We start from the raw sequence: 23,691 nt of genomic DNA, 5'->3' as shown, positions 1-23,691 counted from the left end.
GATTATATAATGGATTATCAATATGTATAAAGATTTAGAGATAATAGAACAACTAATTCATATTAAAAAAACCAATGAATTAAATTTAGCTGCTTATGGCATAAGTCATGTCTCATATATAGTAAAGACTAATAGCAATTCTATCAAATGACAATGAGTTACTAGAGAGTGTTCAATGAACTGTGTCAAATCGTCTTGCTTGAGCCGAAGGCGAAGCAATCCAGAAAAACTCGGCGGGTCAATAAATTGACTGAATTGCTTTGACCACTAACGTGGTCTTAGCTCAGACGAGCCTTGCTTTAATTGACACAGTTCATTGAACGTTCTCCTAAAACAATGGTATGGGATTTTAAAGGTTAATTTATTTAACTCGACGGTGTCAATTGTAGCTTTAAGACGGTTTGGCCTATTTCACGACAGCGACTAGCTACATTTCTTGTAAATATGAATAATAATTGCCAAGCAAGTCTGTTAAATATTGGTCTGCATGAACTTGTGCATCATGTGTTAATATGCTTATGTTTTCAGGTATATAGCATTTCTTAGCCACTTCTTGGAACTTATTGTTCAGAGTAGGTAGGAAGCTAGAGGGAACACAACTAGCTTCAGCTATCATTGTACGCAAATTAACTATACCTTCTTTTATTGCTTGAGCCTGTGCTAAGGCACGTGGATCATTTTTCATATTTCCCCCTTATTCTAATAAACTATACTTCTATTAAAGCTAATTTCTCATGGTTTTTCAAGGGTATAATATTTAACGCGCGAGTTATCAATTAAAATATTTATAATACCACAGAGCTCTAATTAAGATGATTAATAAGCTGTTGTATATCAGTTGCAAGGGCAATTTGGAAAGATAGGCACTGATCAGTACGCGGATGAAGAAATTCAATATACCACGAATGCAAAGCTTGACGTTTGAAATTTAATAGCTCATCATGCAACGCTTGAGGACAACCAGCAATTTTGCGCTGATTATGACCATATAGCTGATCGCCAACAACTGAATGTCCAACATGGCTAAGATGCACTCTGATTTGATGAGTTCTACCAGTGTCTAATTTACATTCTACCATACTTATCAGACCATCCAATAATATGCTTTCAGTATGATAGTAAGTAGTAGCATATTTACCACCAGCTTTCACAATTGTCATTTTGATTCTATCCATTCTACTTCTAGCAATATTGCCATGGATTACTCCTGTTGTCGGATTTAATCTTCCCCATATTAGTGCTTTGTATTTACGCACTAATGAACGCTCAACAATTTGAGCTGCCAGCTGATTATGGGTAAAATTGTTTTTGGCTACTACCATTAATCCGGAAGTATCTTTATCTAGACGATGAACTATCCCAGGCCTGGTAGATTCACCAACATCCGACAATGCATTAGTATAGTGCAGCAAAGCATTTACTAATGTATCCTGATGATTACCTGCTCCAGGGTGTACTGTTAATCCGCTTGGTTTATTAATTACCATTAGATCTTCATCTTCATAAATTATATCCAGCTCTATAGCAGTTGGTTGTGGCAATTTATGAATGACTTCCTGTAGATTAATCGTGATTACATCATGTTCTTTAATTTTCCAGGACATATCAATAGCCGGCTGGTTATTTACTGTTACTCGATTACCTCTAATTGCTTTCTGGATCTGATTCCTTGAGGTATCAACCATCAGTAAATTCAAAGCTTTATCTAATCTGGTATTATTTAAATATTGTGGCAATATAAAATTATAAACTTGCATTTATTGAGCCTTAAAACTTTTACATTCTTTAAGTATGTGCTAGCATTATTTTAAAAATTGCTATTACGCAGAAGAACTATGTTTATGTCAATTCATAACTAGTCCCTGTAAAACCTGTTCATGATGACTGTCAAGTTCAGGATAACTAAATATAAATTACAAATACTATAAAACAATGTCATGAAAAACGAAATAACTAAAATATGCGTAATCGGTGCTGGCGCAATGGGTTCAGGCATCGCAGCTCTAATAGCCAACTCGGGGCTACAGGTGGTTTTATTGGATATGGCCGCACCAGATCCAGTAAATCGTAACGCCATATTAGAGCAAGCCTTAACTCGTATCAAGAATCAAAAACCTCCTGCTCTAACTCACTCTAACAAAGCTCAATTTATTACTATTGGCAATTTGGAAGATAATTTGAATTTAATCAAGGAATGTGATCTGGTAATTGAAGCAATTATTGAAAATATCGCTAGCAAGCAGGAACTATATCATAAAATTATTCCTTATCTCAATACAAATGCGGTTTTAGCCTCAAACACTTCTACTTTATTGCTATCACAGTTAAAAACCAAGCTACCACATAATATTAGAACACGGTTCCTAATTCTTCATTTCTTTAACCCACCACGATACATGGAATTACTGGAATTAGTTACAGATTCTGAAACCAATGTTGATCATATTAACAGAACTACTAATTTTATCCATAATTTTCTTGGTAAAACGATTATCAAATGTAATGATACACCTGGTTTTATCGCTAACCGAGTTGGATGTTTCTTATTAGAGTTAGTGGTACGCAAAGCGATCACTAATAATTTAAATCCAGTTATTATTGACAAATTATTTTCTAGTTTATTCAAATTACCGAGTACTGGCATTTTTGGCTTATATGATTTAATCGGCCATGATGTGATGAAGCTGATATCAACATCTTTACTAGCTAATCTACCTGAGACTGATCAATATCAAAATATTTATTTGCCGACGATACTTATTGATAAAATGGCAGCAGCTGGATTAATCGGACGTAAAACTGGCGGTGGATTTTATCGTCTTGCGGTTGTGAATGATAAAAAAGTTAAAGAAGTTATTAATTTTAATGATTTATCATATGCACAAACAGCAGAAACCAGTGTCGAATTTTCAAAAATTGACGAACTGCTTAGTAGCCAAGATGTTTATGGTATATTTTTCAATCAAGTATTGGCAGAGTTTTATACATATCTTATTAATTTGACACCTGCAGTAATTAATAATATCGATGATATTGATCTGGCAATGCGCTTAGGTTATAGCTGGAAGTATGGTCCATTCGAGTTATTATTTACACAAATAAATAATGGTACAGCAAGAGGTCTAATGAATCTTGCAATCTCAGAGTCTCAAATAAATCAATTAGCAGCTAACTATAAGCACAAAATTTCTACTCAAACTACGATATTTCATAATACAAACACTATTATGGTAAATGAATCAGCACAGCTGATAGATTATAAGCATAATTTGGTTTTCTCAATTAACACTAAAATGAATTGCTTAAATAATAATGTTTTTAATTTACTATTAACAGCGATTGATTACGCTGAGAAGAACCAACAGAATCTTTATCTTTTTTCACCTACCGCTCATTTCTCAGCTGGTGCTGATTTAAAGTTCATCACTGATTGTGTTAAAAACAACAATCAGAATGCTTTAAGTGAATTTTTATTACTCGGTCAACAAACAATGACCAGACTTAAACATTCAACTATCAACATTATCAGTTGTGCACAAGGCGCTGCACTTGGTGGTGGCTGTGAATTATTACTACATTCTGATATGGTAATCGCTCATTCTGAACTAAATGCTGGTCTGGTGGAGGTTAGCGTTGGTCTTGTTCCTGGTTGGGGAGGAATTAAAGAAATGTTCTTGCGAAGCCTTGGTAATAAAAATAAACTTATCAACAACATTAAAAATATTCTGACTTATAATAAATCTACTTCAGCTGAGCACTTCATGGAAGATTATTGTATCAGTAATTATCAAATAATTATGAATAAACATCTGTTATTAGATCACGCCATTACAATTAAACTGCCAGCAAAAGCTACGAGCATAGGATCTATAATTATTCCTCAGATAAACTTAAGTGAGGAATTAGATATATCTTCATATAATAGCTTTCAGAAACAGGTGCTATCAAAACTACAGCATATAGTAGATTTAAAAATCACTGACGAGAATAGTTTGCTCTTACTCGAACGTAATATTTTTCTTGAATTTGCAAGTGTAAATATGCGCATCCCATGATTGAAAAACAAATAATCAAACTTTTTATTATACTAGCCTTGGGTGCGTTGTTAGTATTATTTTTATTTAAAATAATGCCTGACCGCCTTCCTGCTCTTTCTTTAAGTGAAGGTCAAATTGCTCCAGTGATTATTAGTCTGGTCATAGTGCTTAGCGGGTTTTATCGTTACCTAAACACTCATGGAATCGCAACTTTTGCCAAAATGCTAATAAGTTGGTATATAATTTTCCTCTTAGGAATTGTTGGTTATGCTTTCAGATTTGAACTAGGTGAAGCAAAAGATCGAGTGCTGGCAGTAATAATACCATCATATAGCTGGAATAGTAATGGAGAAATTATTATAGCTCGCAGTAGTGATGGTCAATTTTATACCACTACCATAATTAATGGAATTGAAGTCAAGTTTATGATTGACACCGGTGCAAGCGATATCGCCTTAACCAAAAAAGATGCCAAAGCCTTAAGATTTGATTTATCCAAGCTACGCTACACTAAAACTTATGCTACTGCTAATGGAACTAGTGCTGCTGCTCCAGTAAGATTACAAACCTTACAAGTTGGTTCCAAACTATTTGAAAATGTTGAAGCTAGTGTTGGGAAGGGTGATCTAGATATTTCACTACTGGGAATGTCTATAATCTCACGCTTTAAAACTATTAAAATTGATAAAGATTTACTAACTTTGAGTTATTAATTTAGTGAATTGACCATTGTATGGCACCGTCAAGTTAATATTTAATTAATTCTATACAACACGACGGTTAACAATAAAAATTTTTATTGTTGCGAAATATTAAATTTTCTTGGGTTTTCTGTATTTCCTGTGGTTTTATGCAAAGGCCTTTAAGAGGATATAAGGCCTTTGCATAAAACCACAGGAAATACGGAAGACCCAAAACTATTTACTATCACGTAATTTTCTATAACTTTCTACATGCTGATTGTGATCTTCAAGAGTACTGGAAAAATTATGTCCACCCATACCATTTACTACAAAGTATAAAGCTGAGGTTTTGGCCGGATTTACTACTGCCTGCAATGATTTTATTCCAGGACAGGCTATAGGGCCTGGGGGAAGATTAAAAATATAATAAGTGTTATATGGCGATTGCAAACTCAGATCTTTCCTGGTCAGAAGCCTGGGAAGCTTAAACTTACCTTCAGTAATTCCATAAATAGTAGTGGGATCAGCTTGTAACTTCATACCTTTTTTAAGCCGATTTAAAAATACTGCCGCAACGATTGGACGCTCTTCGTCATTTCCAGTTTCTTTTTCTACAATTGAAGCTAAAATTAATACCTCAATTCTCGTTTTTAATGGTGAATCAGCTGATAATTTGCTCATTGCTATATCTAGCTGTGCTGACATCAATTTACGCATTTGGTCGACTATTTGCTCTTTTTGATCACCATACGAAAAAAAGTAAGTTGAGGGCATCAAGTACCCTTCTGGAACTTTGGTAATAATTTCACCAAATAATCGGTCTTCTGTATTAATTTTTGCTAATACTTCACTAACCATTATTCCTTCTGGAACTACAAGCTTATGTACGATAGATTTGCCAGTAGACAAGATATTTAGTACTTGTAATGGAGATATTTTTGTAGTGAATTTGTACTCACCGCTTTTTAAAGGATATTTAAGTGAGTATAAGCTAGATATTAGCCAAAAAAGTTTAGGATATCTAATAACATCAAACGCTTTAAGTTGAGTACTAATTTTATGAATTGATAATTTTTTAGGAATAATTACAATTTTTTGATTCAGTAGCGGCCCTGGGGTCAATAAATATACCGCATAAAAATTGATTGTGCTTATAAATAAAGTTATAAACAATATTAAAAATATAAATTTTGCTTTTAAGATTTTTTTTATCAATTAGTTACCAGTAATTTAGCAGGTCTAGTCTTGTACAACCAACATCGCATACACCACCCTTCCTTCTGTTATTAATACATTATAGGTGTGACAAGCATTCGAAGTAGACATTATTTCTGGAGCCAGGTTATATTTTTTAAACAAAGCTCGTACTAATTGTGAATTAGGAACGTACTTACTCCCCGTACCTATGATTAATATTAGATTATTATTATATGCTTGATTCTCTATTTCTTCAATAATTTGAGTATAACTACCTGGATCATCAATCCCTAACTGGTTTTGCCATATTAATAAATTTTGTGGTGATAAAATGATATCATAATTAATCAGCTTATTATTAACTTTAACACCATTGCTATTATAGCCTGTTATAGAATTTTGGTTATGCAATAATAAAGGTGTAATATCCATTGTGAGTTACCGTTTACAAAAGTCATAATCCCAAACTTTTTGGTTGATAATATTTTACCCAGATGTCTACTAATAACTTGGTAATTATAATTGCTGCAAACATTGAAGAGATAATTCCAATTGATAAAGTTACGGCAAAACCCTTAACCGCTCCTACCCCAAACAAATATAATATAAAGGCTACTACTAACGTCGTAATATTGGAATCCATAATTGTTGCAAAAGCAGACTTGAAACCTACTCTAATTGCATGCAAATTAGAAGCTCCATTACGTAATTCTTCTTTTATCCGCTCGTAAATTAATACATTAGCATCTACTGCCATCCCCATAGTTAAGATTATACCAGCAATACCAGGTAAAGTTAAAGTAGCTTGTAACATTGATAATAATGCTAAGATATATAATAAAGCCAACATTAAAGCAATATTAGCAAATATACCAAGTATTCCGTAAGACCAAATCATAAAGATAGCAACAGCGATAAATCCAATAATCGCAGCAGTAAGACCGGAAGCTATTGAATCCGCGCCAAGATTAGCACCTATTGTTCGTTCTTCAACAATTTTTAAAGGAGCTGGTAAAGCTCCAGCTCTAAGTAACAGCGCCAACTCATTAGCGGATTCCACGGTAAAATTGCCAGAGATAGAACCACTACCACCAAGAATTGGTTCATTAACTACTGGCGCACTTAACAATCTATTGTCTAATACTATCGCCAGTCTTTTACCAATATTATTTTTAGTCACCTCAGCAAAAATCTTTCCGCCAAGATTACTAAATGAAAAAGCTACCACCGCCCGTGAATTTTGATCAAAGCTGGCTTGAGCATTAGTTAACTGATCGCCACTAACAATCGCTTTTTTCTTAATAACTACCGCCGTGTTATCAGTTTCACCTCTTATCAGCACTGAACCTGCCGGTAAATGTCCTTTAAGAGCTTCCGCCAAATTTGCTGTTTCATCCACTAAATGAAATGTTAGTTTGGCAGTTTTACCTAATATATTTTTTAACTGCTGCGGGTTTTCTTCTCCTGGCACTTGTAATAAAATATGCCTATCTCCTTGTCGCTGAATAATAGGCTCAGTAGTACCGGTACTATCTACTCTCATTCTAACAATTTCTATAGACTGCTCTATTACTTTACCAAGCAATTGCTTTAACTCTGCTTCATCATATTTTAACTGCAGATGACGTTGCTGTGATTCGATGTTAATTTTGGGATCAAGCTTATGAATAATTTTTTTTACTTGCTCAAAATCATTTTCAGTTCGTAAATCAAATTCCAGCAAATTATGTTTTATTACTAAATTTTTATAACCTACCTTTTCTTCACGTAAAAGCTTTCTTAAATTATCACCTATCACTTCCATGACATCATCCACATAACTGGAAAAATCTACATCAAGCAATAGATGCGCACCGCCTTTTAAATCCAATCCTAGATTCACCTTATTACTCGGCAACCACTTAGAACTCACGACAGTAAAATTTGGCATCGCATATATTAAAGCTATTAGCGTACATAATATAGAGATGATTAACTTTGATTTAGGCAGATTTTGCACTCTTACCTTGCTCTTTTTTATCTTTTACTTCCAGCTTACGGCTAGTAATATCAACAATTGCGCTCTTTAACATTTTAATTTGCACATCTTTTGCCACTTCAATTTCTACAATATTGTTATCACTAACTTTAGTCACCGTACCCATGATACCACTAGATGTTACCACCTCTTCTCCCTTCTTTACTCCGCCTACCAATTCTTCTTGTTGCTTACGGCGTTTTTCTTGCGGCCGAATTAAGAAAAAATATAAAACTACAAAAATAAGTACCATTGGTACTATGCTAGTCCAACTTGACTGAAATTGATCTGGCGCTTTTGGCAAAGTTTCCGCCCCTTCGATTGCTATAGTATCATCACTAGCATATGCATTTGTTATCAACATTATCTTCTCCTTTTTAGGGTATAAACTACCATTGACTAGATTTAAGTCAAGTTAAACTTCATCTATACAACTTATTGACTTACACGACAAATAGCGATTCAATCGTCATTGCGAGATTTCATAAGAAATCGAAGCAATCCAGTAGCCCTAAGGATTTTGTGTAGCTTATTTTCTGGATTAGACCTCTTGCGAAACTCTACTTCTGCGGATGATTTGTACGTCGAGCCGGTACTCGAATCCGAAACAAACCAAAAGTGCGCTGCGGATCGAGGTTCCGTGTCTCCTTCAAATCCTCACCCAGAAGCGAGTTTCGCAAGAGGTCTATTGCTTCGGGTCTAGCCCTCGCAATGACGGTAGTAACCTTGACGCATGTCAGTTTATTGAACATCATCAATCTACTCAATTATCATATCCCCTACTGTGCCTCTATAATAAATAGTTGGTATATACATTGATTCACCATAAATAGCTGGAGTCAATACATTACCACGATTCACTGCTTTAATTTGATATTTATACTGAGCTGCTTGCGTTGGAGCAGTACCAAACATTATAATTCTATCTTCTCTACGATCAACGTAAAAAACATTCCATGGTGAGCCTATGGTCTTTTGGTCAACTGCATTTTGTAATTCAAAACCTCCTGGCAACAGGTCAACCACAGCAATATTACTTAAATCTCGATCACTCCCGGATCTAATAGTGACCAATACATTAACAACATCACCCAGTTGCACTGTTTTCACCTCCTTACCTTGATCATCCAAATATTGCTTTTGCAACTCAAGGCCACTAATAGATTCAGTTTTATCTAGTTCACGGTCAAATCCACTGGTTAATAACTGATAAAAAAATCCTGGTATATCAGAAGATAAGGTTAATTTAGCAGCTGACTGTAAATTAGCTGCAGTCTTTATTAAATCATCACTTAAATTTTGCGTCTGTTGCATACCTTGTGCATCGTACATTGTTACTTTAAAAATTCCTGCAGCTACGTCATCTATTGCATTAGTATAAGCTATACTTGCCATAATCGCATACGAAGATGCTATGGTATTATTTGACCCAGCAATTAAATTAGCAATACCATAAACGATTTTTTTGTCGAGACTCTTCAATCTTTCACTAAAATGCTGCGATAATAAATATATATATTGCGAGTATTTTATTAGTTTATTATAAAAATTATATTCTAAGCTAGGCTGACCAGCTTTTGCATCTACAATAAATTTATCTAGTAACACATTAGCTTCCGGCACCATTTGTAACATCCGATAACTGGCTGCGATATAGACTGCCGCTAAATCATTATGCCAACTATCCTTATATTCTGCTTCCAGATAATTAATGACATTGGCTAAATAATTAGTAGTAATCTCATTATTCCTAGTTAGTACATATATAGCATAAGATTTCTCTCTAGCTTCATTTAAAGAATTTATCGATCTATTAGCCATATTTTTTAAATAGTTCATCCCAGATTTGAATACATCATCAGGAATTGGTAAATTTCTTGCTGCAGCTTCGGTTAAAAAATGCATTGCATATACTGATATAAAATCATCAGCATCTCCAAACCTACCCCAGGCGTTAAAGCTACCATCATAATTTTGCCGTTCACGCAATAACATAAACACTTCATTTAAAGTCTTATCTAGCTCTTTACGAGCATTATTGCTAATCGCTACTAAATTACTTTGGTCATATAATAAAACATTGGGAAAATTTTTACTAATTATCTGTTCCGTACAACCGTAAGGATAATTGGATAAATATGCTTGTAAACCGTTAATAATTCCAATAGGTAATGAAGATACCGATAAATCAACTTGGCTAAATTCTGGATATATTTTTCGTGATATTGGAATATCAACCTGTTTATCATTAACATAAGCAGTATCTATAGTAGTTATCTTTGGTGCTGCTGGGCGTACACTAGTACTCGTAGTAATAATAGAGCGTTTGTCGCTTGAAATTGCCGTAATTTTTATTGAAGCAGCGCCTAATTTATCTTTTGCTCTAATCCTGACTTTAACCGTATTATCTTTGCCTTCGTTGATCAATACATCCACAGGTTTTTCAATAATTTCCAGATGTTCACTAGCTTCGATCATCAGCTTAACTTTAGCATTTCCAGAACCTGTAATATTATTGGCTATGGTTACTGGCATAATAAATTCATCTTTTGGTGTAACAAATAATGGAATATTTGGATTAATAACAAAATCCCCTTGCACGATTGAAGTAGCCTCAGCACTACCAACAGCATCATTCGCTACCGCCACTGCCATTACTCGTAAGGTACCATTAAAATAATCAGGAATATTAAATTTGAGTTTTTGCGGAGTCATTGATGAATCAATTATTCCAGACCAGAATACTACTGCTGGCTGATCTTTACGCTTAAACGGATTAAGATTCTTACCGTCATTGATGAAACCATCACCGCCTACTGCTGCATTCATTTTTAACATTGAATATTCCGGCAAAATTAAATCTAATGTATGACTAGTATTTACTTCTAACGCTCGATTTTTGATAAAATAACCAATTGGATCCGGAGTTTTGTATTTACCAAATAATAAGATGCCTTCATCAATAGCAAACACTGCTATCTTACCAGCTTGCTTGGTACTATATTCCACTATATATTCACTTCCTGGTTTAACTATTTTTGGAACATTAAGAGTGATCTTTTGTGATCTACGATCAATATTAGCAGTAAACGGTACGCTAGCATAACTAAAGGGACTAGTAAAAATCTCTTTCGATTCCCGCGAGCGCATAAATTGGATATTCAAAAATCCTTTACCTTCAAAATCTTCAGGAATTTTTATTTTTTGTACGCTATTAGTACTGTTGGCCTTAAACCAATTAAAACTATGAACTTTATTAGTTTCAATAGTTAATAGCCCATAACCAGTATATGGGGCAATAATGTTTACTTCTAGCTCATCACCAGCTTTATAGTCTGTTTTGTTAGTTTTAACTTTAAGTATATTACTTTTAGTTAACTTAGCAGCAACATTACCTTCTCCCACTATTGTAAAATTAGCTTGAGCTAGCTTATTTTGATCTTGATCAATAATATAGATTACATAGTCGCCGACATTACTAGTGGGTAAGTTATAACTATATCCAGCAACTGGTACGCTTATAGAATTTTGATCAATTAAACTCTCTACCGGTAATGATTGATAAGCATAGCTGCCATCATGCTGTTTAGTCAAACTATTAACATAGTCGATCTTTTTCAGTTGCAGTACTAATTCTGCAGTAGCTATCTTTTTAGCTTCACTATCAATTGCAATAAATTCAATTTGTCGTTTATCTTGTTGATTAATATATTCCAGATCGCCATTTGCTTTCAGCCCAAGCACATACGGTAAAGACGATACCATAATCGATTTCATTGTACTTACACTACGACCAGAATCAGTATCAAAGCCTTCAGCAATAAAATTCATTCGGTAAGTTGTGTCCTTATAGTTTTTTAAATCAATGACAAAATCTGCCCTACCTTGCTCATCCGTTAAAGTGTCATTTAATTGTTGAATAAAATCTTTATTATTGCTGATACCACTATAAAAGCTGTAATCCTTAAACCCAGGTACGACAATAGCAGTTGGAACTAAATTTATTTTAGCAGCAATTTTTTTCTTTACTGCTGGGGTGCCGTATAAATTTATTAAATCTACTGTTGCAGTTAAACTTTCAGGTTTTACCCATAGTTTTTGTGAATTTATGGCAAAACTGGAAGTAATCTTCATCCGATCTGGCATAAATTCTTCTACTCGAACATTAACACTACCTAGACAACTCCCACGATATCCATCTTTAGTAATATAAAGAAAAATATTGTAATTCCCGGTTGGTGAACTATCACGAGTTTTAAAGACATAATCAACAAAACCCTCTTGATTAAGCTTAATCTTTTGATTATCAATAATTTGTCCCCGTGGGTTAGTGACTTCTAATTCCAATGGTAATCCTGCAAAACTATTTTGCAAGTTAGCTTGCTTGATAATAATACCAATATTACCTTGCTCTCCTGGTCGATAAATTCCACGATCAGAAAATAAATAAGCTTTTAGCCCTTCTGGTGAAGTTAATATTCCCGAGACCTCAAATTTTGAATAATTAACTTCTCTGTCGATTCTGCCATATGGCATAAACGACAAATCATTGCCATACTTCATTATATATGCTACAGGAGCCTTTTCTTTATTAAAACCACTCAATGAAGGTAATAGTAAATGGCCAGCTCCATTGGTTTCTCCTGCTGCTATCTCTTGCCCATTTAAACCAATAATTCCTACTTTTACTCCTTTTAAAGGAGCACCCTTACGAATCGATGAAACAAATATATTTTGCGAACCATCCTGATTTGTTTTTACCATAAAACCAATATCAGTAACCAAAATAAATCTTTTATCCGATATTGTTTGTTTTGATTTAGGATCAACATAAGAAATATTGACAAAAAATAAGCCCTTATTATCAGCTGTTTTATTTTTCTCGGTTAAATATTTACTTAGATCCAGAGTAGAATATTGTGGGAAACATTCCTTACTATTATTTAAAGCGATATCCTCTTCAAATATTTGAGCAATATTATATTCATTAAATTCCCAATTCTTAAAAACTGGATTCTCAAATTTTCCATATTTATAAGTTTGGCTAACCAAATGATTAATATTATTAGAATTGATTCTACCAATTTCTACATGTAATTTATCTATTCCTAAAGAATAAATCGATAATTTATGCTCACCAGATAATGATAATATCGAACCTTCTGACAAGATCTTAATCTCTTTAGCAAAATCAGGTAACACTATTAACTGATCATAATCCTTGCCTAAGACAAAATCTCCATAAGATCTCATTCCTTGTTTTAGTTTAAATAATAAATATCTACTAGGAATACTACTAACTTTAAAACTATGTATGGTAGAATACTCAGCTGCATTTGGTAAAACCTCAAATACTACAGCTTGACTATTTTCTAAAACCTCTTTAGTAATTTCAGCAGTACTCAGCCATTGATAATCTTTTTTGCTAAAACCACCAACAAAAGACGCTGGCTTATCTTGCGGCAATAAAACTAATTCTAAATTTCTTTTTACTTCTGCAGATGTTGCAGGAGCATTCAATTGTACAACCAGTATTTGCTCTGGAATGTATTGATCATTTTTGATTATCTTGATCTCAGCTGCAGTAACTTTAAAATAGGAATAAATATTTGGAATCAACACTTGCTCTTTGTATAGGTAATATGGTTTACTTTCTTGAGACCAACTATATCTTTGCGCTCGTGCTTTTAATTCAGCATTAATTGCATTATAATTGAGAGCTATACCACCATAATTAGGCTTCAATCCTTCTTTAACTACCACAGAAACTATTTTTTCTTCTTTTTCTAAAGCTTTTATCTCTGTTACTAAATTAACTTCAGTATTATCATTATTAAAAACCGTGGAAAACGGTAAGGTCTTTGATCCCAAACTACTAGAGAATACTATACTGGATTGTAAAGATTTTTGCTCAATCGGATAATTAAAGATTAATTTAGTTTGAACAAATTTTTTATTTATATCATTGGGATCCTGGAGATATTGCATTTCCAAAATCCTTGGTAATAATGGCTTAGTTTGAAAACTAATAGTATATTGATTAAGCAACAGAAAATAAGGTAAGATTCCTTTATCAAGGGTAACTTTATAACTAGTACCTGCCAACCAATAATTTTTTGGTATAAAAGTAATACCATAATTATTATCACTAAAACGCCATTCACCCTCAATTTTAGGCTCTATAATAATACCTTTGGTAATCTTTTGACCACTTAACTGTAGATCGCGATTAGGGGTACGACAATAATTACTAGTATTTGTTTCACACCAATTAATATTTAAGCTATTGTTATTTTCTAGATTGGATTCATCAATTTTAAGATATACCGGAAGTTTATCATCCAAGTCCGTTGCTATAGAAGTACTACTAGCAAAACTACAAAAGTTGATTAATAAATAAACAATAGAAGTTATGATCTGAAACATACCAGTAATAATTTTTTAATCTGAGCTAGTTAAATAATTGTCCGAGAGTGGTGGCACTCTATGATTTAGGTAAATTAGCACTATAATCATCCCGAACATACGCGATGTTATCCTGAACAACACATAAGGTCATCCCGAACTTGTTTCGGGATCTCGTCAGAATTTCGTAAGATCCCGAAACAAGTTCGGGATGACATTGAATGTGTAAAAAAACTATAACATCAATTAATTTTGCGTACATCATTACTAACATCCAAAATATCTCTATGATTTAGGTAAATTAAAGCACTATAATCATCCCGAACATACGCGATGTTATCCTAACAACACAAAGAAAATCCGGAACTTGATAACAAATTTCTGCTCTCGTAGCTAGATTAACAGTAAAATACTTTCCCAGATCAAACCTGAACTAGAAAACAATCGTACCTGGCTCAGTTATTTTTAACCGAAACAAGTTCGGGATGACATTGAATGTGTAAAAAAACTATAACATCAATTAATTTTGCGTACATCATTACTAACATCCAAAGAAAAAGCCGGAACATTGATAACAAATTCCTGCTCTGTAGCTAGATTAACAGCAAAATACTTTCCCAGCATCAAACCTGAACTAGAAAACAATCGTACCTGGCTAGTATATTCAAACACCTCCCTTGGCTTAATTATTGGTTGTTGCCCAACCACACCAGCTCCTTTAACTTCTTCCATCTTGCCATTCGCATCAAAAATCTGCCAATAGCGCCCTACAACTTGAATAGGAGCAGCACTAAGATTCTCAATTCTAATATTATATAACCAAACAAAAGAATTGTGTTCTATTTTAGAACCTTCACCATAAAATTCAGGTTGAACACTAACTCTAACATCTTCTGTACTCTCAATAAAAATCCACTGTTTCTGGTTAGCATCCACACCCATTTGTACTCTCTCAACTAATAAAATAATAAATTAATGGCTAACATCTAATAATCGATTAAAGTATAGCTAGATGACCGACGCTACACCACTCGTGCATACATATAATAATCCTTATGCTCACCCTCTACTACTTCGTATTTTTTAAGCAATCCTTCTCTATTAAAACCACATCTTTCCAATACTTTAATTGAGCGTTCGTTATCTATTATTACCGTAGCCTGTACCCTTACCAAACCTAAAGCTACATCAGCAAATTTCAAAATTGCTTTAATAGACTTCAGCATCACTCCTTTACCCCAAAAATTATAATCAAGGTCATAACTGATTTCTGCCCGCAAGTTCTGTGGTGAAATAATGTTAAACCCCGCGGTACCAATTAATTGGTTAGTATTTTTAAGTGCAATTCCCCAATAAAAACTTCTTTTATTGCGAAATAAATTACCCCAATACCTAACTTCTTCTAAAGCTTGCTCCATAGTAGTAGGACAATTTGCTTCAGTTAAAAAAGCCGTCATCTCTGGCCTGCTCATATAATTAAAATAATCTTTAGCATCTTCATCAGTTAATTCTCTGAGCACTATATCACCTAACTCAATTACTGGAAAAGGGCCATATAAATATTGTACAATCACAAATTACTCCGTGTTATCTATATATAGCTTCGACCAGTAAGGTAGTGACATTAAATTTATCAGGACTCGCTTGTGCTCACGTAGTTATCTACGCTGCGCAAGCTCGCTTTCAAATTCAACGCCACTACCTTAACGCGAGTTGCTATACTTTATTGGGTCGGTCATATTATTTTCAGCAAACGCCTGTAACCTTATTAAACAAGCATGACATTCTCCACAAGATAATCCGTCAGACGTCGGCTCATAACATGATATCGTATTGCTATAGTCTACACCTAATTTAAGACCGGCTTCTACAATTTGAGTTTTAGTCATATCAATTAATGGCGCATGAATCTTTATTTGCGACTTTTGTACTCCAATTGCTGTAGCAAAATTGGCCATTACTTCAAAACTCTTAATAAACTCCGGTCGACAATCAGGATAATTTGCATAATCCGTTGCATGCACTCCAATAAAGATATCATATCCTTTAATAATTTCAGCAAATCCCAACGCATAGCTTAAAAATATTGTATTTCGTGCTGGTACATATGTTACCGGTATATCATCAGCAAGCTCTTTAACGTCTGCATATTTTGGTACTGCAATAGTATCATCAGTTAATGCCGATCCCCCAAAACTACGTAAATCAATATTAATTATTTTATGTTGACTAATCTTATATCCTTTAATCAATTCTTTTATTTTCTCAAGCTCGATATGATGGCGCTGTAAATAATTAAAACTTAGAGCATAAATCTCATAATCCATCTGAGATACCATAGCTAATATCGTTGAAGAATCAATACCGCCACTGACTAATATTATTGCTTTTTTCATCTTATAACCTATGTCTCATACTATTAAACTTCTTTGTTTTACTAAATATGAGAGCGAAATTTTTAGAAAAAATCAAATAAAAAACCGCAGCGTACTTTAGTACGTGAGGATTTTTTGTTTGATTTTGACAACAAAATTACCTCTCAGATGAAGTAAAACAAAGAAATTTATTCTATTCCCCAAATTTTATGTAACTGCATCGACACCCTGTAGCCCGTACGTAATGCCAATTCTAAAGCCAATTTGGTATTCTCATTATTTATTTGCAAATTCTCTTGATCTATCGGTTGGATAAAAACCGGTATATTGTACTCACTTTGTCCTATTTCCGCTATATCACTGTAGTTTTGAATATTTTTAGCCACCAAAAATTTAATTGCACTAATATGAGGTAATAAATCTTCACGAATTCTGGAATATCCATTAGCTCCTGCCTTCGGTGAACATACTATCAGCACCGATTTAGGCAACGCCCTATGTAACGTACCATTAGTTTCTATTTGCACAGTAAATCCCAAATCAATTAATTTCTGACAACATAATTCTATTGGCTGTCTTAAAGGCTCGCCCCCAGTGATTACCACTAACTTAACTATATTAGCGCCATATTCATCAACACTCAATGCCATTACCTGCTGTATAATCTGTTCTAGCTTAGCGGTTTGAAAATCTTCGAAATCAGTATCACAAAATTTACAGGCAAGATTACAACCGCCAAGTCTGACAAATACTGCAGGCATGCCGACAAGAGGCCCCTCTCCTTGTAAAGTTTTAAAAATACTCTTGACCTCTAAACCACTACCATCACCAGTAACTACTGATCTTTTTGGATTTTGTCCAAACATTATACGCCTCTCGTAAATGAAAAGTTGGTAGACGAAGTTTTAGTTGAAGAATGGCTAAGAGTCACAGGGGCGAGCAGCGCAGCTCTCTGATGACGACAACGCCAATTCTTCAGCTAAAACGAGTACACACCTTATCTTAACTTAAGTGAAGATAACCCAACAAGTGCAAATATCATCGCAATAATCCAGAATCTTACCACTATCTTTGATTCTGGCCAGCCAATTTTTTCAAAATGATGATGCAATGGTGCCATTTTAAATATTCGTTTACCACCAGAAAACTTGAAATAATATACCTGAATGATTACAGATAACGTTTCCACGACAAATACTCCCCCTATTATCCCTAATACTATCTCATGTTTGGTAATTACCGAGATTACCCCAAGTACCCCACCAAGGCTCAGGCTACCTGTATCGCCCATAAATACTTCTGCCGGTTGCGCATTGAACCATAAAAATCCTAGGCTACCACCAATAATGCTAGCACAAAATATACTTAATTCACTAACATTAGGAACATAAGTAATTTGTAAATAATGCGCATAAAAACTATTGCCGACGACATAACTTATTATTAAAAAAGAGCCCGCAGCAATCGCAATAGGCACTATAGCCAAACCATCCAACCCATCAGTAAGGTTAACAGCATTTGAACTGCCAACAATCACAAATATCGAAAATGGTATATAAAAATATCCAAGATCAATTAACAAATTTTTAAAAAAAGGTAATGCAAGATGATGAGCATATTCTGGTTGAGAGATAGTTTGTATAGATATACAGGCGATTACACTAATAGCCGTTTGCGTCAATAATTTTTTCCTACCACTAATTCCTTTATGGTTATTCTTGGTGATTTTGGCATAATCATCAATAAATCCCAATATCCCAAAACCAATAAACACCAGTAATACTACCCATATATATCGATTACTCAAATCTACTAATAACAAGGTAGAGATAATTACCGCAATGATAATCATCATTCCACCCATAGTAGGAGTACCAACTTTAGCCTGATGTGCAGCTGGTATATCTCCTCTTATTGGTTGTCCGTATTTCTGAATAGATCGCAAATATCTAATTAATACCGGACCTACTGCAACACAGATAATTAAGCTAATGAGAGCAGCCATCCCACTACGAAAAGTAATATAATGCAATAAATTAGCAATATGAAATTTACTGGCATATGGCGCAAGTAAATTATACAGCATTGCTAACTCCTTCAATTAAATTATGAACTTGATCAAAACAACTGATAATTTTCTCAAGACGTATACCACGAGATCCCTTGATCAATATTAACTCATCACCTTCTATTAAATTATTCAGCTCTGCACACAATAAATCAACATTATCAAAACAAATTGACTCTATAGTATCAGGCAACAAAATTTTTAACCGTTGCATAGTTGACCCTACTAATACCACTTTTTTTACTCCAGAATCAATAAGCGCAGGAATAACACTTTCATGTAGTTGAACGGCAGTATCGCCTAGTTCTAGCATATCACCGATTATAGCCATTTTCTTATTACTCTCAAGCTGCTGTAAATAGCTAAAAGCAGCTTTTAATGATTCGGGATTGGCATTATAATAATCACAAAGCAATCTACATTCTTTTGTTCCAGAACGAGCTTTAATAATTTTGCCGCGTCCAACAGTAAGTTCTATTTGTGACAATTGCATAGCCGCAATGGCTGGATCAAGTTTAAGTAATGAGATAACCATAAAAGCTGCGGCAAAATTTCTAGCATAATGCTCTGGTATAAAAGGTATAGTTGCTGTTACCTCAGCCCCATTGATCACATATACTAGTCGCACATTCTCCTCTGATTTTTCATAGGTTTTAAGCCTGGCATTAGCAGCTTGAGCCTTGCCAAAATTATAAACCGATTTTATATTTAATCGCTCAATATTTAACATCATCCGACCATAATACTTACTATCCAAATTAATGATCGCCGCACCATTGGCAGTTAAACCCTCAAAGATCTCACATTTTGCATCAACTATCTCAAGCATCGAATTAAAAAATTCTAAATGCGCTTCAGACACTGAGGTAATGACTGCTATATCTGGTCTGACCATTGCAGTTAGTTCTCGAATCTCGCCAGCATGATTCATCCCAATTTCAAAAACTGCGTATTCTGTATCATCTGGTTGCGAAGCTAAATTAATAGGTACACCCAAATAATTATTAAAATTGCCACGGCTGGCAAATACTTTACCAAAAACCCCAAGCATAGTCTTAATAGTCTCCTTAGTAGTAGTTTTGCCTACACTACCAGTCACTCCAATAAACTTAGCTTTTGAATGCTGCCGCTTATATGTCGCTAACTTATGAAGGGCATTCATAGTATCATCTACTATAATAATTTTACTTAAAGATAACCCCGGTATGGCTTCACTTACGATCGCCGCTGCTGCTCCTCGTACAAAGGCATCTTCAACATAAATGTGCCCATCTCGATTACCTTTTAGTGCAATAAATAAGTCATCTTTTTGCACATCTTGCGAATTAAATTGTACCTGCCCCGTCTCAATAGAACTATCTACCGTAACCCCCAAGGCCTCAGATAACTGCTTAGCTGACCAAATCATATTATTTCTCCTTAAATCTGTTATTTAGTATTGAATATTTTGCACTCAATAACGTTATGCATATGCGTCAAGTTTAAAAAATTGATGCTCAATTGTCATTGCGAGCCGAAGGCGAAGCAATCCAGGAGGTTCTATTTAACTGGATTGCTTCGCCTCCGGCTCAAACAAGACTATTTGAACCGTCTCTTTTTTCTTAACTTGATGCATATTATAGCTCCCCTGGAATGACACATGTGGTGCTTGAGATGATACTAAGCTACACCTTCAATCCTAAAGCCTGTCTTGCTATTTCCACATCATCCATTGCTATTACTATCGTCCCAATGATCTGATAATTCTCATGCCCCTTACCCGCTATCAACAATATATCTTCTGCTTGCAGTCCTTTAACTGTATCAACTATTGCATGTTTACGATCTGGAATCTCAATTGCTGATTTTGCTTCAACTAAAATAGCTTGACGAATGGCAGTAGGATCTTCATCTCTTGGATTATCATCAGTGATAATTACTACATCAGCAATCTCAGCTGCGAGTTTTCCCATAATTGGCCGCTTTAACTGATCACGATTACCACCACAACCAAATATCACTTTTAACTTACCGCTGCCGGCAACTAATTTTTTTAGCTCAAGCAGAGAATTTGCTAAAGCGTCAGGAGTATGCGCATAATCAACAAATATATGAAATGGATGATTCTTATCCGTCACTCGTTCAAGCCTACCACGTACAGCCCTTATTAGCGGTAATTTTTCGACTATATCTGCAAAAACAAAACCAGATTTATGAACTAAAATAGCAGCAATCAGCAGATTAATTCCTTGGAAACTTCCAATAACCTCTGTATAAATATTATACCTTTCACCTAAATAAGAAAATTCTATTAGCTGGCCATTAACTGTGGAATTTGCATTAATAATTCTAACATCCCCGCTTGTGCCAACAGTAATTACTTGGATTTTTCGTTCATTTAAGTATGACTTAATAAAATCAATATTAACAATATCAGCGTTAATTACTGCAATTCCATTAGGCAGCAAATTTTCAGTAAATAACTTCAGCTTAGCTTCTAAATATTCATCCATAGTAAGATGATAATCCAAGTGATCTTGTGAAAAGCTCGTGAAACCAGCAGCAATAACGGGAATGCCATAGATGCGTTTTTGCTGTAAGCCATGGCTAGATGCCTCAAATGCTACATGATTAATGTTATTACTAGCTAGATCATTGAGGGTTTTACGAAAAGTTAGTATATCGACTGTAGTTAACCCTTTGGTATTATTGATATTATTATTAATTTCTGCATTTAATTCTATTCCTAATGTACCAATACTAGCACTACGCTGCCCTAACAAACCAAATAATTGGCGTATATACGCTACCACTGAAGTTTTGCCATTAGTACCAGTAACTGCAATCAAATGTTCTTGGATCTTAGGATAAAAAATACCAGCAGCACAACTTAAAGCGACTCTGGCATCATCAACACAAACCATCCGTCGATCCTGTAATTGTCTTGGCTCATCAGTAATTACTACCTGCGCTCCAGCATTAAAGGCCTGTTGAATATAATTATTACCATTAACATGTTCTCCAACTATAGCGAAAAAAGCATCGCCAGGTTTAACACTTCTTGAATCAAAGCTTAAGCCGGTAATATTATGCTCTTTAAACAAAAGTTGCAGTTTAGATTTCATGGTCAATTTTATAATCTATATTTAATATATTCTGGATTTCCGAACTTTCTTCATCAATTGCACTGAGTCCGTATAAAGCCACCATCCGTTCAAAAATTTTATTTACTAAGGGCGCAGCGTTCCAGCCGGCGGTAGCATGTCCGGAGGTCTGTTTATTGCCTTTTGGATCATCAAGCATCACATAAATAACATATTGCGGATTTGATGCCGGCAACATCCCGAAAAATGATGATATTCTACTATTTTGAGCATAACGCCCAGCAACAGACTTATTAGCCGTACCGGTTTTGCCGCCAACTAAATAACCTTTGACATCTGCTCTTTTTCCAGTTCCCTCTTTCACCACTAAACGTAGCAATTTTCGCATTTGCCTAGAAGTTTCTTCACTAAATACTCTTTTCCCAATAAGCTGATTATTTTGTTTTTTTATTAAAGTTAATGGATATAAATAACCACCATTTACTACTGGTAACATCGCTTGCACAAAATGTAGCGGACTAATCGAAATCCCATAACCATAAGACATAGTGACCAAACTTAAATCAGTCCAACGACTATCAGCAGGAAAAAGTGGAGTACCACGTTCCGGCAATTCAATAGTTAATTGCTCTAGCAACCCTAAATTTTTGAGATATTTTTTAAAATTATTCTTACCAATCTCAAGAATAATTTGACTAGTACCAATATTAGAAGAATGTAGAAAAATCTCAGCAACACTATGCCAACCGCTTCTGGGATGATAATCTTTAACCTCAAATCTCCCTACTCGCATATAACTGATGTTATAGGCATCATGTACAGTTATTGCTTCTGTATCCAATCCTATGGCAATCGTTACCGACTTAAAACCCGAACCAATTTCATAAATTCCATGACTTGCTGTATTAAATAGCTGAGTATTCGTTGCTTTCTGCGGATGATGAGGATCAAAATCTGGTTTAGATACCATTGCCAAGATTTCGCCGTTATGAGGGTTTGCAACAATAGCAGCACCACCAATCGCATTAAATTGTTGTATGGTAGACTCTAATTCCTCGCTTAAGATCGTCTGTAACCTGACATCTACAGACAATTCTAATGCTGCATTAGCATTATTATCACTATTTACCTGGTCAACATTTCGTAAGAATTGATCATATTTCTTTTCTAATCCTGCAAGTCCGATTAAATCCCTACCTACATAACCAATAATATGAGAAAGTACTCGACCAAAAAGATAAACTCGTTTTTGTTCACGCTCAAAACCAAATCCTGGTAACCCAAGATTAGTAATTTCAGTTTGTATTGCTGGGCTAAGGTCACGTGCTATCCAAACAAAATTTTTATTACCAGATAATTCAAGCAATAATTTTTCTATATTTAGATTTGGGATGATTTTAGATAATTTATTTAATGACTGTCGTGGATCAGTTATCTTAGCCGGATATGCAAATAATGATGATGAAGGTACGCTTATAGTCAACACCTTACCGTAACGATCTACTATTTCTTTTCTAAAATTAGTTTTAGCTGAATATTCATTGGATTTGAGATGATTACTATTGGTTACAATCAATAAACGATAAGCCAAACCGATAAAGCACAGAGCAAAAATGCCAATAATTATTACAATCCTGAATCTGGCACTATGATCATATAAATCCCACGCAAAAATAATCTGATATATGCTTTTCTGACTTACGTCGTTCTTGAAACCTTTATTGTCATTCCAGTGCTCTCTATTATCCCTGTACTCTTTGTCATTCCTGCGTAGGCAGGAATCCATGCATGTTTTACTGGATTCCTGCCTACGCAGGAATGACAAA

General features: G+C 34.5%; 17 protein-coding genes. 2 read left to right on the top strand and 15 right to left on the bottom strand.

Features of this window, described 5'->3' with window-relative positions; all coding sequences use genetic code 11:
- Positions 1 to 427: 427 nt before the first annotated feature.
- On the bottom strand, positions 428 to 685 hold the full coding sequence (locus R2I74_RS00755) for a hypothetical protein (protein WP_316353192.1): 258 nt from the start codon (positions 683 to 685) through the stop codon (positions 428 to 430).
- A 118-nt stretch (positions 686 to 803) separates the two neighbouring features.
- Positions 804 to 1,757 (bottom strand): RluA family pseudouridine synthase, encoded by a 954-nt coding sequence (locus R2I74_RS00750; RefSeq protein ID WP_316353191.1) that lies wholly within the window; start codon positions 1,755 to 1,757, stop codon positions 804 to 806.
- Positions 1,758 to 1,937: 180 nt separating this feature from the next.
- Between R2I74_RS00750 and R2I74_RS00745 the strand changes: the two genes are divergently transcribed.
- On the top strand, positions 1,938 to 4,055 hold the full coding sequence (locus R2I74_RS00745) for a 3-hydroxyacyl-CoA dehydrogenase/enoyl-CoA hydratase family protein (RefSeq protein WP_316353190.1): 2,118 nt from the start codon (positions 1,938 to 1,940) through the stop codon (positions 4,053 to 4,055).
- Positions 4,052 to 4,750, top strand: coding sequence for a retropepsin-like aspartic protease family protein (locus R2I74_RS00740; protein ID WP_316353189.1), 699 nt, complete (start codon positions 4,052 to 4,054; stop codon positions 4,748 to 4,750). The genes R2I74_RS00745 and R2I74_RS00740 overlap by 4 nt, the downstream gene beginning before the upstream one ends.
- 204 nt (positions 4,751 to 4,954) lie before the next feature.
- Here the strand turns inward: R2I74_RS00740 and mltG are convergent, their stop codons facing one another.
- The 13 genes from mltG to R2I74_RS00675 form a co-directional block, all read right to left on the bottom strand.
- Positions 4,955 to 5,935: an endolytic transglycosylase MltG gene (gene mltG, locus R2I74_RS00735; RefSeq protein WP_316353188.1), complete on the bottom strand. Its 981-nt coding sequence runs from the start codon at positions 5,933 to 5,935 to the stop codon at positions 4,955 to 4,957.
- A 24-nt stretch (positions 5,936 to 5,959) separates the two neighbouring features.
- The gene (locus tag R2I74_RS00730; protein WP_316353187.1) at positions 5,960 to 6,349 is read right to left on the bottom strand and encodes an Mth938-like domain-containing protein; all 390 of its coding nucleotides are present in this window, start codon (positions 6,347 to 6,349) and stop codon (positions 5,960 to 5,962) included.
- Positions 6,350 to 6,371: 22 nt separating this feature from the next.
- Positions 6,372 to 7,916: a protein translocase subunit SecD gene (secD, locus tag R2I74_RS00725; protein ID WP_316353185.1), complete on the bottom strand. Its 1,545-nt coding sequence runs from the start codon at positions 7,914 to 7,916 to the stop codon at positions 6,372 to 6,374.
- Positions 7,900 to 8,298, bottom strand: a complete 399-nt coding sequence (yajC, locus tag R2I74_RS00720; protein ID WP_316353184.1) for a preprotein translocase subunit YajC — start codon at positions 8,296 to 8,298, stop codon at positions 7,900 to 7,902. Before yajC ends, secD begins: the two co-directional genes overlap by 17 nt.
- 395 nt (positions 8,299 to 8,693) lie before the next feature.
- Positions 8,694 to 14,360, bottom strand: coding sequence for an alpha-2-macroglobulin family protein (locus R2I74_RS00715; RefSeq protein ID WP_316353183.1), 5,667 nt, complete (start codon positions 14,358 to 14,360; stop codon positions 8,694 to 8,696).
- Between the two features lie 495 nt (positions 14,361 to 14,855).
- A complete protein-coding gene (gene apaG, locus R2I74_RS00710) occupies positions 14,856 to 15,275 on the bottom strand; it encodes a Co2+/Mg2+ efflux protein ApaG (RefSeq protein ID WP_316353182.1) in 420 nt (139 codons plus the stop codon).
- 86 nt (positions 15,276 to 15,361) lie between these two features.
- Entirely contained in the window at positions 15,362 to 15,913 is a 552-nt protein-coding gene (locus R2I74_RS00705; protein ID WP_316353181.1) for a GNAT family N-acetyltransferase, read from the bottom strand.
- A 129-nt stretch (positions 15,914 to 16,042) separates the two neighbouring features.
- Positions 16,043 to 16,735 carry a 7-cyano-7-deazaguanine synthase QueC gene (queC, locus tag R2I74_RS00700; protein WP_316353180.1) on the bottom strand — a complete coding sequence of 231 codons (693 nt, stop codon included), beginning with the start codon at positions 16,733 to 16,735 and terminating at the stop codon, positions 16,043 to 16,045.
- Positions 16,736 to 16,902: 167 nt separating this feature from the next.
- Complete coding sequence (locus R2I74_RS00695) at positions 16,903 to 17,580, bottom strand: 7-carboxy-7-deazaguanine synthase QueE (protein WP_316353178.1); 678 nt, start codon at positions 17,578 to 17,580, stop codon at positions 16,903 to 16,905.
- A 131-nt stretch (positions 17,581 to 17,711) separates the two neighbouring features.
- A complete protein-coding gene (mraY, locus tag R2I74_RS00690) occupies positions 17,712 to 18,800 on the bottom strand; it encodes a phospho-N-acetylmuramoyl-pentapeptide-transferase (RefSeq protein WP_316353177.1) in 1,089 nt (362 codons plus the stop codon).
- Positions 18,790 to 20,190, bottom strand: coding sequence for a UDP-N-acetylmuramoyl-tripeptide--D-alanyl-D-alanine ligase (locus R2I74_RS00685; protein WP_316353176.1), 1,401 nt, complete (start codon positions 20,188 to 20,190; stop codon positions 18,790 to 18,792). The genes mraY and R2I74_RS00685 overlap by 11 nt, the downstream gene beginning before the upstream one ends.
- Positions 20,191 to 20,446: 256 nt before the next feature.
- A complete protein-coding gene (locus R2I74_RS00680) occupies positions 20,447 to 21,886 on the bottom strand; it encodes a UDP-N-acetylmuramoyl-L-alanyl-D-glutamate--2,6-diaminopimelate ligase (RefSeq protein WP_316353175.1) in 1,440 nt (479 codons plus the stop codon).
- Positions 21,876 to 23,651 (bottom strand): peptidoglycan D,D-transpeptidase FtsI family protein, encoded by a 1,776-nt coding sequence (locus R2I74_RS00675; protein WP_316353174.1) that lies wholly within the window; start codon positions 23,649 to 23,651, stop codon positions 21,876 to 21,878. Before R2I74_RS00675 ends, R2I74_RS00680 begins: the two co-directional genes overlap by 11 nt.
- Positions 23,652 to 23,691 lie beyond the last annotated feature (40 nt).

Origin of the sequence: Candidatus Trichorickettsia mobilis, assembly GCF_963422225.1 — a bacterium.
GTDB lineage: Bacteria > Pseudomonadota > Alphaproteobacteria > Rickettsiales > Rickettsiaceae > Trichorickettsia > Trichorickettsia mobilis_B.
The sequence above is the reverse complement of the archived record's forward strand: the minus strand, read 5'-3'. Positions and strand labels throughout refer to the sequence as shown.

Coding starts and splice junctions, on each gene's coding strand:
- R2I74_RS00755 (WP_316353192.1), bottom strand. CDS start 685: ATGAAAAATGATCCACGTGCCTTAGCACAGGCTCAAGCAATAAAAGAA.
- R2I74_RS00750 (WP_316353191.1), bottom strand. CDS start 1,757: ATGCAAGTTTATAATTTTATATTGCCACAATATTTAAATAATACCAGA.
- R2I74_RS00745 (WP_316353190.1), top strand. CDS start 1,938: ATGAAAAACGAAATAACTAAAATATGCGTAATCGGTGCTGGCGCAATG.
- R2I74_RS00740 (WP_316353189.1), top strand. CDS start 4,052: ATGATTGAAAAACAAATAATCAAACTTTTTATTATACTAGCCTTGGGT.
- R2I74_RS00730 (WP_316353187.1), bottom strand. CDS start 6,349: ATGGATATTACACCTTTATTATTGCATAACCAAAATTCTATAACAGGC.
- yajC (WP_316353184.1), bottom strand. CDS start 8,298: ATGTTGATAACAAATGCATATGCTAGTGATGATACTATAGCAATCGAA.
- R2I74_RS00715 (WP_316353183.1), bottom strand. CDS start 14,360: ATGTTTCAGATCATAACTTCTATTGTTTATTTATTAATCAACTTTTGT.
- queC (WP_316353180.1), bottom strand. CDS start 16,735: ATGAAAAAAGCAATAATATTAGTCAGTGGCGGTATTGATTCTTCAACG.
- R2I74_RS00695 (WP_316353178.1), bottom strand. CDS start 17,580: ATGTTTGGACAAAATCCAAAAAGATCAGTAGTTACTGGTGATGGTAGT.
- mraY (WP_316353177.1), bottom strand. CDS start 18,800: ATGCTGTATAATTTACTTGCGCCATATGCCAGTAAATTTCATATTGCT.
- R2I74_RS00685 (WP_316353176.1), bottom strand. CDS start 20,190: ATGATTTGGTCAGCTAAGCAGTTATCTGAGGCCTTGGGGGTTACGGTA.
- R2I74_RS00680 (WP_316353175.1), bottom strand. CDS start 21,886: ATGAAATCTAAACTGCAACTTTTGTTTAAAGAGCATAATATTACCGGC.
- R2I74_RS00675 (WP_316353174.1), bottom strand. CDS start 23,651: ATGGATTCCTGCCTACGCAGGAATGACAAAGAGTACAGGGATAATAGA.